General features: G+C 42.1%; 12 protein-coding genes. 7 read left to right on the forward strand and 5 right to left on the reverse strand.

The window, feature by feature from the left end; translation table 11 throughout:
* Positions 1 to 596: 596 nt before the first annotated feature.
* The 3 genes from EO95_RS08130 (at position 597) to EO95_RS08140 (ending at position 2,414) form a co-directional block, all read left to right on the forward strand.
* Positions 597 to 989, forward strand: a complete 393-nt coding sequence (locus EO95_RS08130; protein ID WP_048133724.1) for an RDD family protein — start codon at positions 597 to 599, stop codon at positions 987 to 989.
* A gap of 90 nt (positions 990 to 1,079) precedes the next feature.
* Positions 1,080 to 1,379 carry a DUF3303 domain-containing protein gene (locus EO95_RS08135; protein ID WP_048133725.1) on the forward strand — a complete coding sequence of 100 codons (300 nt, stop codon included), beginning with the start codon at positions 1,080 to 1,082 and terminating at the stop codon, positions 1,377 to 1,379.
* A gap of 297 nt (positions 1,380 to 1,676) precedes the next feature.
* Positions 1,677 to 2,414 (forward strand): hypothetical protein, encoded by a 738-nt coding sequence (locus tag EO95_RS08140; protein ID WP_048133726.1) that lies wholly within the window; start codon positions 1,677 to 1,679, stop codon positions 2,412 to 2,414.
* 139 nt (positions 2,415 to 2,553) lie between these two features.
* Here EO95_RS08140 and EO95_RS08145 read toward each other — a convergent pair whose 3' ends face one another.
* The 3 genes from EO95_RS08145 to EO95_RS08155 form a co-directional block, all read right to left on the reverse strand.
* Complete coding sequence (locus tag EO95_RS08145; RefSeq protein ID WP_156164020.1) at positions 2,554 to 2,772, reverse strand: hypothetical protein; 219 nt, start codon at positions 2,770 to 2,772, stop codon at positions 2,554 to 2,556.
* Positions 2,773 to 2,975: 203 nt separating this feature from the next.
* Positions 2,976 to 4,886: a VIT domain-containing protein gene (locus EO95_RS08150; RefSeq protein ID WP_048133728.1), complete on the reverse strand. Its 1,911-nt coding sequence runs from the start codon at positions 4,884 to 4,886 to the stop codon at positions 2,976 to 2,978.
* A gap of 1,003 nt (positions 4,887 to 5,889) precedes the next feature.
* Positions 5,890 to 7,065 (reverse strand): DUF2117 family protein, encoded by a 1,176-nt coding sequence (locus EO95_RS08155; RefSeq protein WP_048133729.1) that lies wholly within the window; start codon positions 7,063 to 7,065, stop codon positions 5,890 to 5,892.
* A 409-nt stretch (positions 7,066 to 7,474) separates the two neighbouring features.
* Here EO95_RS08155 and EO95_RS18205 point away from each other — a divergent pair, with 409 nt between their 5' ends.
* Genes EO95_RS18205 through EO95_RS18215 form a run of 3 tightly spaced genes read left to right on the forward strand, consistent with a single transcriptional unit; the run spans position 7,475 to position 8,664 of the window.
* Entirely contained in the window at positions 7,475 to 7,822 is a 348-nt protein-coding gene (locus EO95_RS18205; protein ID WP_235282921.1) for an ABC transporter permease, read from the forward strand.
* Complete coding sequence (locus EO95_RS18210) at positions 7,773 to 7,997, forward strand: ABC transporter permease (protein ID WP_235282922.1); 225 nt, start codon at positions 7,773 to 7,775, stop codon at positions 7,995 to 7,997. The genes EO95_RS18205 and EO95_RS18210 overlap by 50 nt, the downstream gene beginning before the upstream one ends.
* The gene (locus tag EO95_RS18215; RefSeq protein WP_235282923.1) at positions 7,975 to 8,664 is read left to right on the forward strand and encodes an ABC transporter permease; all 690 of its coding nucleotides are present in this window, start codon (positions 7,975 to 7,977) and stop codon (positions 8,662 to 8,664) included. The genes EO95_RS18210 and EO95_RS18215 overlap by 23 nt, the downstream gene beginning before the upstream one ends.
* Positions 8,665 to 8,802: 138 nt before the next feature.
* Here the strand turns inward: EO95_RS18215 and EO95_RS08165 are convergent, their stop codons facing one another.
* Positions 8,803 to 9,306 (reverse strand): amino acid-binding protein, encoded by a 504-nt coding sequence (locus tag EO95_RS08165; protein ID WP_048133809.1) that lies wholly within the window; start codon positions 9,304 to 9,306, stop codon positions 8,803 to 8,805.
* 606 nt (positions 9,307 to 9,912) lie between these two features.
* A complete protein-coding gene (nikR, locus tag EO95_RS08170) occupies positions 9,913 to 10,335 on the reverse strand; it encodes a nickel-responsive transcriptional regulator NikR (RefSeq protein WP_048133730.1) in 423 nt (140 codons plus the stop codon).
* Positions 10,336 to 11,569: 1,234 nt separating this feature from the next.
* Here nikR and EO95_RS08175 point away from each other — a divergent pair.
* On the forward strand, positions 11,570 to 12,412 hold the full coding sequence (locus EO95_RS08175) for a YkgJ family cysteine cluster protein (protein ID WP_156164021.1): 843 nt from the start codon (positions 11,570 to 11,572) through the stop codon (positions 12,410 to 12,412).
* Positions 12,413 to 12,568 lie beyond the last annotated feature (156 nt).

Below are 12,568 nucleotides of genomic sequence, written 5' to 3' on the forward strand. Positions count from 1 at the left end.
GTCCCTACCTCTCAGGACTGTTTAACCGGCATCCTTAGAGCCTTAAACTGAGGCGACATTCAAGGGTAACTATGTATTCTTTCCTATCGTTTACCGATTTTCCGTTGCTCATAATCGGTGATCTGGTCAACCAGGGCTTGTTAGACAAGCCCCTGAGTCTTTAGCTCAGGGGTAGTTGACAGGTTTTTATCCTTTTCTTCTAGCTTACTTTTTAAAAAGAAGTACAAAACGAAAGTATTTAATAATTATTTAAGATCTTATCTGCCTTAAATTCCGTCAGGCAGCTGCTCGATTTGTTTATGTTTTTGCAAAACCAGACAGAATTTCAAATTTTCAGGATCAATGTTGTCGAAAGGATGTAAAATGCATTGATTACGGATTCCCCTATGAAGACTTCCAGCAGACATTTAAGCAAGGGAATTCTCAGGCTTGATCCCACATACACAATCAAATTCGTGGGTACTGGCGGGAAAATAAATCCAGCCTTCTCAGCCTTTTTCTGAACTTCCCGTATTTAAACAAGACGTTTTGTTCATAATGGGTAATTTTATAATTCAGTCCTGCTTAATGTATAAAATCTCTTTGAGGGAAAAAATATGCAAACGTATTCGGGTTTTCTAAGGAGGTTAATAGCCTCTATAATTGATTCTTTTATAATCATCCTTCTTCTGGCTTTTATTCAGTTCATGTCAGGAGCCATGGGCGGAGCCTTTTTTTATATTCTTTTAATCCTGCTTTCCTGGAACTATTTTGCATACCAGGAGAGTTCAGTAAGGCAGGGAACAGTTGGGAAACAGGCGATGAATATTATTGTAACTGATCTTAACGGAAACAGAATTTCCTTTGAGCGTGCAACAAAACGCTTTGTGGGAAAGATTCTGGCATTCCTTCCTTTCTTCGCAGGATTCTTGCCCATTCTTTTTACTGAAAACAAACAGGGACTGCATGATAAAATAGCAAAAACTCTGGTTCTCGTTCGAGAGGATTGAACTCTTTTTTCTGACCCCCTATTTATTCCCCATTTTTTATAAATACATTTAAATATATTCATTACATTGAATTAATGGGGGAATGAAAACATGTTATTTATGGCAACCCTTTCGCATACACCAGAACATTGTTTCGCAAGAGATGAATACCAGGCCGATGGAAAAAAATGGGTTGAGGAAATGAGGAAATTGGGTGAAGTACTGGATATAAAAGTACACGGGGCATATGTCAGCCCTAATGAGCATACTTTCTATTTTGTCCTCGAAGCTGATAATTTTAATGCGATCTCTGATTTCTTAAGACCGCCGATGCTGACGCACCACAGCGGAAAGATATCTCCAATTATGACCGTTGAAGAAGCTTTTAAACTCCCATTCATAAAAAGTTGAAGATCAGGCGCCATAGAAATTCTTCAGAAACTGGTTCTCAGGGATTATTCTGAATTCTGGAGCATGAATCCGAATATTGAGCTCAGAAGACTACGGATGTTCGAATTCGGATTCTAGAAAATTACCTTGCTCAGTTTTTTTATGTTCTTTTTCTCTTTTTTACTCTTTTTTCATCTCAATCCAATCAACTACTGTAGAAAGGTTTTAATATTTATATAGTGATAAAATACTTTTATGATTCCTTACATAAAGAAGTAGGAAACTATTTGCCGCCAGAGAAAGTAAGGAACGGTTGACATGTCCATTTATGTTGAAAAGCGCAGGTCTGCAAAGAAAAGTTCTATTAAGATCAACTCAACTCCTGTTGATTACGTGCAGAGTTATCCAGTCCAGAGTAACCCAGCTCAAAATGGTTCCTTTCAGGATTATCCGGTTCAGAGCAGTCCGATTCAGGGCACCTCTCTTAGTTTTCACCCTACCCTTCCAGAGAATTCCCCTGTCTCGCTCTTTTCCGGACAGTATTCGGGGCTTAAAGTTTTTCTGGATATGGATGGAGTACTTACGGATTTTACAGGCGCATGCGAGAGATTAAGTGAACATATGATGTTCTGGTACACTGCCGATAAGGAACGTTTCTGGAAGCACATTACGGCTGCAGGAGCCCAGTTCTGGTCAGATATGCCCTGGATGGCTGGAGGGAAGGAACTTCATGGCTTTCTTAAAAGCTCCGGCTTACACCCTACAATCCTTTCTGCCCTCCCCACCCCGGACCGAAAGATTGCTCTGGTTAATGCCAGAAAAGGAAAAATAGAGTGGCTGAAAAAAGAACTCGGAACTCCATACGCAAACAATGCAATCCTCTGTTTCCGCCCGGAAAAAGCTCTCCAGTCCGGAACCTCAAGGGTCCTGATCGATGATAACTCCGATAATATCCGTGAATGGGAAGAAGCAGGAGGGACAGCTATCCTGCATAAGAGCACGGACAGGACAATCAGGTGTTTAAGCAAAACTATTAAACTCGAGCAAAGATTCTAATTATTTAAATTGTTACGTTTTCCAGGTTCTTATTCCTCTTCCAGGCTGAACCGCAGGTTTTTCTGGATTTTGCTTCCGCTTATAGAAAAGCGGGTTATTCCGGAAACATCTGTTACTGGAAGCGCAGGCAGGCGATGCATCATAAACAAAAATACAATTGATTTATTTTAGCTTGCTTGTCCGGGTAATAAACCTTAATTCCAGGATGATGATCTTTAACTCCTGAGGCTCTTTCTGAAAATTCTTTCTTATCCTGGAAGCTTACAATTCTTAGCAAAATAACATAAATTAAATAATAAAACTGTATTTTCTCTATTGTTTGTGCTTCCGCTAACCTCTGACGCGTAACTTTTGACACGTTAATCATATCGAACAGATCTTTCATCCCGGCGGGAGCTCATCCTCCCTCATTCCTCCCGTTTTCCCCTGGATTATAGGACACAGGAAGGAAAAAATTCAGGCGTATAAATGATGTTTTCTTGATTTTCAAAAAAGCTTAAAAGGGAAGAGGATTTTGATCTTTTTTTCAGTAAAACCTCCTCTACCTTCCGGTTCACCTTTTCATCTCTGTCTCCTGTGAAGTAAATACGCAATCCCGGTGAGTCCACTAAAGGTGAAAAGGGCTCCAAATCCAGGTGTACTTTCTTCTGCAACCTTTTCTGCAACTTCTCCTTCTACCGGCTCTTCAATTTCCATATTGCTCTCATAACGAGAATCCGAGGAGGGTTGTATCTGGCTACTTAATGGAGCAGCCCTTTCGTTTTTTGTAGCTGGCTCTCCAGCAGGCATTTCAGGAACCGTTTCTTCGCCATCTTCAGCTCCCGGACTGGAGAATTCAGGTACCTCCACGAAGAGGGATGTATAGGGTGTCACAAATTTATATTCAAGGGCTAGGTCCGTTACTGCAGACACAAGTGGCTCGTTTTCTCCTTCTACTTCAATCCTATCCAGCAGGGATTCGATGGTGGTATAGGCCCAGAGCCTGGGAATAAAGGCATTTTCCCCTTTCGGGCTTACAGTAAACTCTTTTGAAAAAATTCTAGCTCCGGTCCTGGTACTGGCCGAAACATCCGCCTGGATTTTGCCGGTTTCAGAGCTGTATTTCCCGAGGACAATAGCATCAGAGCCCTCAAAGAGGTTCTTTTCCCCGGTGTTTACGAGTTCGGAGAGCCCATTGCTGTAGGAGAAGTCCATGTCCGTGATCAGGGGGGTTGAAATCGTTTTATAAAAACTCCCTATTTCCTCAGAAGCGTTATCATCCGGAGCGAACCTCTCTGCAGTCCCGTTGTTTTCCAGGCTCATAGCTCTCAGGAAACTATAGTTATTTTCGTCTTCAATCCCGAAGGCAATAGAAAAGATAGATACATGTGCGGTGTTGGCATCTTTAATGTTCTGACGGATTGCGTAAGGGGAAACAACGCCTTCAGTTGGCTCTCCGTCTGTAAGGAAAACAATTATAGGCACTCTTCCGCTCTCAGGGTTGAACATCCCAAGAGCCGTAAGCAGGGCTTCATTTATGTTTGTGCCGCCGTTTGCCTCAAGGTTATTTACAAAGTCCAGAGCCCCGGTTTTTTGCTCCTCGTTTGCTTCCATTAGGGTCCCGGAATAGCTCTGTATGGAACTGTCAAAGAAAATAATGTTAAAGTAATCTCCGGGTGGCAGGTCCTCAATAATGTTGCCGAAAGCATCCTTTACCTGTTCGAGCTTGTATCCCTGCATAGAGCCGGACTTATCAAGGACAAAGATTATTTCTTTGCTCATGGCTGAGGTCCCGAGGTCTTCTTCGCTAGGGGAAAAGATGTGCATCATATACCCCTGGCCTTCATTTTCGTAAAAAAGCATGTTCCCGTTCAACGGAGGGTTTGCCGTTTCAAACACTACCCTGAGTTCCGAGATGGGAAGCGAGTCTGCCTTATAATGTACCTGCCCTCTGTTTGAGGAAAGGTACTCCACCTCAGCTTCCGGGAAAGCAGGGGTTTCCAGGCGGATAAGCTGGTTTGCAGAATTTACGTTTATGGTTACCGAAAAGTTTGCCACTGAACGGCTGCTTTCCAGGAACTGCACGAGTTCGTATTCCCCAAGAGTTTTCTTAAGCGCCTGTTCATATGTCAGCTTCACGATGATGCTCTGCCCGGGCTCAAAGCTCAGGGCATAGGCGAAAAGGTTTTCATCCTTTGTTTCAAGGAGGCCTGCTGTCCTTCCTTCCGATGCGGCAGACTCAAATCTTTCGGAAGCCTCTTTCTTTGGAAGTACGCCAGCCCTGTACTCTTTTCCATCAATAATCAGGGTAAAGCCCGAAATGAAAGCTTCTTCAGGAATCAAAAAACTGAACTTGTCTTCAACAGCCGTTTCAGCCGGGTTGCTGAGCTTTTCTTCAACAGTGGTAATTGCATACCCATTGTTTACATCCGTACTGAGCTTCAGGTACTCTGCAACAGGGCTGGCTGCCCCAATCTGAATCGATGCCAGCAAAACCAGGCAGATAATAAGAACTTTCCTTATACAAAATCCCCCTTCAGTTGATCCGATATTCAGGAAAATTTTTTGACTTTTTTATGCAAGAATTCAGGAATAATTCAGCAAATATTTATTACTGATATGTATGAAGATATGCCACTGTTTTATTTATATTTGACTTTAGCTGCGGATTCTTTCAAAGTTATGCAGGAAATTCGTGTAATGCATGAGAAATAAAAAGTTCCTTTAAAAGAGGTTTTTGAAAAGATAAAAGATCCGTCACCATTGTTAATTCTAAAATATATACAAAGTGATAAATTAATTAAGTTATGTGCGTGCCTGGTTTTCTCTATAAGTGAATAACTCTGCATTCACGCAACCTCTATGAAATTAATAAGAGTAGAACAGATGAAGTTAAGGTGATAACAGTTTATGATTATAAAAAAGACGGAACGCTCAGTTCGGCAACACTTGTCTGAGGGTTTGAAAAAGTAATGTACTTTTCCCTTATGGATCTGAGAATTATGGAGTCCTGCTTCCGCCTGAAAAAAAGAGATAATTGGAGACATATATTTGTGGATTATGAGTCGGCGGAAGCGACATTAATAAATACACATTTTTTTATTTATAACCATTTATCCGGGTAACAGCCCTTAGCTTTACGCTAATACCCGAATTTTGTTTCAGTTCAGGTTGGGGCTGGAGGACCCCAGAACTTTTCGGGAATCATTTATAATGGCTCTTCGCTATTTCATGTGGGTAACTTATATTCATCCCCTAAATGTTGAATTAGTATGTATAAACTTTAGAATCATTTGTTGTTGAAAATCACATTCAAGCTCGATGTATCTCTCTTTTGCCTGGTTACTTTAGAACTACGAAATTGTTTTCAACCCATACAAAACAGCGAAGATCCGAAAATATTTATTTCTACAGGCAAAATGATGTTTTTCCGAGTTTTCCGGTTTTTTGGGTTTTTCCGGCATTTTCCGAGTTTTGTGTTAGTGCAGGTAAAGGCTCAGTATTCTGAGATGGATTCCAGGGAATTTTCTGCAAGATTTATGATCCTCAGCTTCAGACGCTCAACATCTTCAAAAAAAGCTGTATGTTCTCCTGAAAAGATATCCTGCTGAAGCTTCCTTCCGAACTCATCATCCTTTCCGGGCTTTAAACGCAGGACTAGAGAACATGGGGCATAGCTCACTGCAGTTGCAAGTTCATCGCAGTCCCCGTCCGTAATTCCCAGAATAGGGATTCCAAATCTGGAAAAGATATTTCCTGCAAGCTCTGTTGTGTCATCCCCAACAGTAATGGCAAGACCTGCCCCTTCCATCATCTCAAATGAATGCTCTGCGCAGTGGTCTATAAGAATGACCTTAACTACCCCTTCCGGGATTTTCTCCTGCAAAAAACTCTGTTTCAAAGGAGAGGTTTTCGTTATCCCTTCGGTTTTGTATTCCATAGGGCTTTTGCAGACGTCGGGACTTTTTCGGGAAGCTGTGGTTTTTACCCATGCCCCGGACAGGTCAACAGGCACTCTTTCTCCATGTTTATGGAGAATTTCGATACCCTGTTCCTTTATGTTCCCTCCTTCTATTGAAGTCAGAAAGCCGTTTTCTGATACGAGGACGACCTCAGAGGAAGTAGCTTTTCCAACCACAATCCCTTCAACCATTATGTTTGCCCCTGGAAAGGTTGAGATTCGTCTCAGAACATGCCTTCCCTGATTGCTGATTTCTATGGTGTTGACTGGCATCGGAGGCGGGGAAATTTTAAGGTTCAGAAGGCCGGAGAGTTTTTTAGCATGGGGGTCTGCAGCCTGGTTCCAGGGAATGAGTTCCCCATCAAGGCATCCGGGCCTTTCAATCTGAATAAGGGGTTTCTCTTCAGGATTTTGTATATGCGAAACCACGATCCTTCCGAAAGTCCGGCCGGTTTGAAGCTCCCTGCCGTGGTTCAAAAGGCACACCATGTCGTTAGACCCGAAAAGAGACTCGATGCAGGCGCTGGGTTTCAGAAACTGCTCGATATCAATCAAGTTTTCAAGGCCGGCATCAATCGCCGCAACTTTTCCCAAGGTACCGCAGAGGCAGGCATTTATGCAATTTCCCCTGGAGAGAAGTGTAAGAATATCTTTAACTGTCTGGGGAGAATCCATAAGCTGTAGGTTATGAATCACTATTCCAATCTGCATATATTAAAAACATATATAGTCAAACTAATTATACTCATCGAATTAATTTTGTATTAATAATTTAATAATTTTTCCTAAATATTTTGGGATGTCTGCTTTTTCATCATTCAAATTCCCGGCAGATATCATAAGATTCAGCCAGTATAAAGGCATGGAGCTATTTGATAATTTATTTGTATTGTCTGAAGAGACGTATCTATACTATATCCGGTGAAGAGTTTGCTTCAGGGACATCTCCGCTAAAAATCAAAAAGTTATATGTCCGTAATTTATGTTAATTAATTTAAATATTGTATTATGAAATAATGTAATCTTCTATATTTTTTAAGTCTTATATTTTACGCTTATATCTATTCATATGCGTGGATCTGACCCCTGCACCCATGGCAGGAACTGGAAAAAGGGATTGATGAACGGTTTGATTGAAGAGTTCGCAATGGCAATACGGCAGTTACGCCTTAAAAAGCTCAGAACCCTGCTTATTCTCCTCGGAATCGCTATCGGAGTGGCAACGGTAGTAGCCGTCGTCTCGTTCGGAGAAGACCTTCGTATCAATGCAATCGAAGAGATACAGAAGTCCCGGGACCTGACCTTAATTGAGGTATCTCCGGGACTCAGGGAAGACGGACTTGTCCTCATAAGCGACTCGAAAGTAGAGGATATAAAAGAATACGGGGAAGTGGCATGCCCTTATGTAAAGGATGCTTATGTCAGCCCTTCAGGGAGCTATTTCGAATTGTTCGGGGTTCAAGGATGATTACAGGACTGCAAATGAGCTTGAACTTGCCGAAGGGAGCTGGTTCGATAGTGGACAGAACCAGATCGTACTTGGAAGTGATCTGTGGGAAAAACTGGAAAATATAGACGGGGCCAGAATAGGAACTCCAATAACAACCAGGCTGCGCCTTTATGAAGAAGACGGGGCCTCTTGATAGGGAAATAAGTTTTATTCCTGTGGGCCATCTGAAACCTGCAGAAAACGATATAGATACAGGGGCCTTCATGAAGCTTGAATATGCAAAAAAACTCAGCAAAAAGGAGTATTATGATGGGGTCCTGATAAAGGTGGAGAGTTCTTCACAGGTTCACGAAACAAGAGAGCAGGTCGAAAAAATCGGGTTTTCCTCTTCAAGTGCCCGGGACGAAATCGACTCGGTCAACCGGATCATGAACGGGGTGACCCTTGTCCTTGCCTTTTTCTCAAGTATTTCCCTGCTTGTAGGCAGCCTGATAGTGGTCAACACAATGGTAGTCTCGGTCTATGAACGGACCCGGGAAAGCGGAATTTCTAAGGCCCTCGGGGCTTCGGAGTCTGACATCCTGCGGATGTTTTTAGCCGAATACCTGTTTATAGGAACCGTGGGAGGAATTTTAGGAGACTTATTCGGCGTTCTTTTTGCAACCCTCATAGACAGGGTTGGAAGGTCCCTGCTAATTTCAAGGCTTGAAATAGGAAATCTCGAACATCTAACTGCCTTAAACTTCAAGATTCTTGCAGCCGGAATTCTTGTCTCCTTACTCGTTTCCGTGCTTTCGGGGCTTTATCCTGCCTGGAGGGCCTCAAAACTGGATCCTGTCAGGGCTTTAAGGCAGCTTTGAAAGGGAGATCGTCAGTTGCAGAAGGGGTTGTAAGAGGAGATATATAATCTCAGGAGATGAGCTGCCTTGAATACCGGAAACAAGATCTTAATAGCAGGGCTTCTTGGAGTCGGAGTGCTGTTCCTGCTTCCCTTTTTTTCAGTAGATGCTTACTCCTTTTACTGAGGGCAGGCTAAGGATATCGTCAACAAGGTCTCCGGGGACTTTGTGGTCGGTAACGATGGTGAGCCTGGGGCTGTCCGTAAAGTATGGGTCATCTGAGACGGCCTGACGAATGCTTACGTTGTGTCTTGAAATCAGGCCTGCAACTTCTGCAAGGATTCCAACGTGAGCAGCGTCTTCAGGGATGATGATGATTACCCCGAGCCCGAGAGCAGGGGCAACGTCTCTGAGAAAAGGGATTGAATGAACATTTTTGAATATAGTGCTCAGGAGTTCGTCAGAGATGATGGTCTTTGTGGTCGCGTCAACCACCCTCCGGTCAACCCCTACTTCCTTTGCAAGCTGAGTGTGTGCTATCTCGATGCTTCCGGAAGTTACCTTTCCTTCCTCGTTCACCTGAAACCCGCGTTCAAAAAGTAACTTAAGTACTTTTGCCTGTGCCGGGTATTTCTCGAACTTTTTGAGTAGTGTCTGCCACATAGAAATTATCATTAAATTGAGTCTCCAATATAAAGCTTACTGATTAGACCTGAGATGCGGGATTGATAAAAAGTTGCATCTGTTCCCACAGATATTTCCCCAAATCCTGAGGAAGGAATCGAACCTGAAGTAGCCTGCTAAATCCCGCTGATAAAGCATTTGCAGTTTATGAAATTGTGTTTTGTCCCTGATAAGTTGGTTGATCTATTCCGGAATCCATAGAAGGAATCTCTCAGTAATCTCCCCTGCGCCGCAAAGGGTCTGGCCCGACCCGCAACATACTAATAAAAATGTCTGTGCCTGCAACACAACTAAAAGAAATCCATGTGTCTTAGGTTAAGTGAGGAATCGTGATAATTACCTCCACTTTTAAAACAGTTCTCAAATATTTAGATCTTGTTGTAGACTGGAACAGGGTATCGATTTCATGTAAATAGGCTAAAATTTAAGGCAGGCTTCGGGTTCAAAATCATTAGTTAAATGTTTTAACTAAATGAAAATGCAAACCTCAACCTCACTGAAAAAAATCGAGGTGAATTTCACCTACTTATCTGGTTTGGTTTCTTTAAGATTCCGAAGTATTGGTTCGAGTCTTATATAAAAAGGTCAGATACTTTCGTTTGATTCTACAGTTGTGAGGTTTGAAAATTTTACCCCTTTAAGAGCCATCATAGCTTCAGCAAGCTCTGCAATTTCTTTGCCGTTCCCGTTCAGAACGACTACTTCAAAACAGTCATCAGGATCAAGATAAATATGCACGGAAGACTTTATCAGGTGAGAATAGTGATGCTGAATATCAGTTATGGCATTTGAAAGCCCGCGTTTTGTGTGATCATAAATAACCGCAACTGTTCCGACGCGATGGCCTTTAATGTCATTCATCAACTCATAATAGGAAATATAGCTCCTAATGGCATCTCTTATGCCTTCCGAGCGGGAAGAATAACCTCTGTTTTCAATAATCCCATCAAATTTACCAAGAAGAGTATCGGGAAGGGAAACCCCTATCCTCATAAGTTCTGTTTCCATTATATCACCCACCAGGTAATTTCAAATTCATTTGAATAATACTACTTTAGTTATGATACGTATTACTATATATGTTTTTTTAACTTGCTATCTAAAATAAAAGAGTTGGCTGGTATGAAGGTTGTTCTATATAATTGATTTATGATAAAATGGGTGTTTGGCTGAAATCCCCAAGCATCTCTGTTGAATATATCTTCTGAATAACATCTTCAGTATAACATCTTAAGTTAACACCTACTTTCTCCAGGCGTGACAAGAAGCTATACTAAATTACGCCACTGTATTACCTCTGCCTTTTGAGGTAATCCTGCTGGTGACATACATGAATAGCAACGTTTGTATGTGAAACTCATATGTGTCGAAATCATGGGGATAACTTTGATAATTCGTCAGGATGAAAATACTATGAAGAACAAAAGTGAATCACCTTAATCCTCCTATATGTGATACTAATATCAAATATAATAACATTAAATATTATGAAGCCCTGGAATAATATTAAATATATGATTGCCATATATTCATATGTCTATACGAACAGACACAATAAAGGAAAACGCCTCCTAAATCAATGAATTAAACTTGCAACGTTGGATATTCCTCACCTGTAAGTGCAGGCAGGTGGGGAATTTCAGGTGCAAGGGCAGAGCAAGAGAAATTCTGGCCTCTGCTCAATTATATCTTTTTTGGAATCTTTTCTGGCATGTCGCCTGGAAAACTGTTAGCGGTTTTGGATTTTTAGGATCAGTTTATCTGACCTGGCGAATCAATTTCTAAAAATAGTAAACAGAGGACTGGCTCCAATTTATGAAAAAATGGGGGAACGCATTCTTCACCTATATTTATGGGTTTACAGAAAAAGCAACGAAAATAGTACATTTCTTACAGGTCGTATCTCAACCGAATACTAATGAAGTAATTTTACTTTACCCCTAACCAGAAATCTTAGCAAAAATCCCTCATGCACCGATTTTTTGGCAGATGGGATCAAACATGTTCCTGCCTCTGATAGGATTCCTTTTGACATATCTCTCAAGTACTTTTTCTCACAACATCTTGCAAAGCAAAAATATTTTGGAGGCTTGCAGTTCCACCCCCATCAATTCTTATGCTTCAACTACCTTCAGAAACATATTCCCTTCAAGGATGCCCGAGCATGAAGACTGATCTTCCATGCCTACTCCTCTCCACGACTTCTCTTTCTGCCATCAACCGCGTTGCCTGCGTTAATTTGATGTACCTGCAGGACAGGAACCTGTATATGGAAATTCCAGGTTCAGGCAGTAAACAAAAATCCGAAAAAACAAAGTATCAGATCATTCTTATTGCCGCCCTCAAAAAAGAAATTGAATTAGCTCGCAGACTTGACCCTGAAAAGCTTGCAGCTGAAATCGAAAAAACAGGTTTTTCCTGCCAGCACTGCGGGAAATGCTGTAGACGGGCTTTTGGGGACAACCGCGTAGTATTGACTCCTCAGGAAATTGAGAAAATCCGGGGGTATACAGGGCTTTCAAAACTTGAGGTTGCAGGACCTCTTATCCCTGAAGCCTGCCAGCCTGAGAAAACCGGAGACGAGGACGCAGACCGGGATAAAGAAGGTTATTCCAGAGCTTTAGAAGCAAATGGAGGGTCCTCTCCGGAATTCCCTGAGATATTTGATCTCCTGAAGGACGATATCGACTCAGAGGGCAATATACATACCTATGGCTGGATGCTCAGGCGGAAAAGAAGTGGAGACTGCGTTTTCCTCGAAAATGACACAAATATGTGCAGGATTTATCCTGTGCGCCCGATGCTCTGCAGCACCTATCCTTTTTACATTGAAGGGCTTAAACTGTACACCTGCGAATGTGAAGGACTTGGGGATCACATTTCTGCGGAAGAGAGCCGAAAACTTGCAGATACCCTGCTTTCCAGATATATCTCGGAACTTGAGGATACGCTTGCCATGTACGAAAAATACGAGGATTTTGAAAAAGGGAACGAAGGTCCGGATATTGCAAGAAATAATCTGGAAAAAGACATGTGTACTTATATAGTCCACGACAGCAGAGGAATTACAAAAATCATCGATTGAGGCACGGGATTTCAGGATACCCCGGTGGTCCCTGATTAGTTGTTTGATCTATTCCGGAATCCGGGAGGAGATTTATCATTTCCTCCCCCCGCGCTGCACGGAACTGGGCCGGCCTGCCACCAGCTAAAAAGTCCGCTTGAGCGAGCGAAGCTCACT

Source organism: Methanosarcina sp. 1.H.T.1A.1, from assembly GCF_000979295.1.
In the GTDB taxonomy this organism is placed as follows: domain Archaea; phylum Halobacteriota; class Methanosarcinia; order Methanosarcinales; family Methanosarcinaceae; genus Methanosarcina.

Excerpts from the sequence above, each read along its gene's own strand:
- EO95_RS08130 (WP_048133724.1), top strand. The coding sequence starts at position 597 with ATGCAAACGTATTCGGGTTTTCTAAGGAGGTTAATAGCCTCTATAATT.
- EO95_RS08135 (WP_048133725.1), top strand. The coding sequence starts at position 1,080 with ATGTTATTTATGGCAACCCTTTCGCATACACCAGAACATTGTTTCGCA.
- EO95_RS08140 (WP_048133726.1), top strand. The coding sequence starts at position 1,677 with ATGTCCATTTATGTTGAAAAGCGCAGGTCTGCAAAGAAAAGTTCTATT.
- EO95_RS08155 (WP_048133729.1), bottom strand. The coding sequence starts at position 7,065 with ATGCAGATTGGAATAGTGATTCATAACCTACAGCTTATGGATTCTCCC.
- EO95_RS18205 (WP_235282921.1), top strand. The coding sequence starts at position 7,475 with ATGAACGGTTTGATTGAAGAGTTCGCAATGGCAATACGGCAGTTACGC.
- EO95_RS18210 (WP_235282922.1), top strand. The coding sequence starts at position 7,773 with ATGTCAGCCCTTCAGGGAGCTATTTCGAATTGTTCGGGGTTCAAGGAT.
- EO95_RS18215 (WP_235282923.1), top strand. The coding sequence starts at position 7,975 with ATGAAGAAGACGGGGCCTCTTGATAGGGAAATAAGTTTTATTCCTGTG.
- EO95_RS08165 (WP_048133809.1), bottom strand. The coding sequence starts at position 9,306 with ATGTGGCAGACACTACTCAAAAAGTTCGAGAAATACCCGGCACAGGCA.
- nikR (WP_048133730.1), bottom strand. The coding sequence starts at position 10,335 with ATGGAAACAGAACTTATGAGGATAGGGGTTTCCCTTCCCGATACTCTT.
- EO95_RS08175 (WP_156164021.1), top strand. The coding sequence starts at position 11,570 with ATGTACCTGCAGGACAGGAACCTGTATATGGAAATTCCAGGTTCAGGC.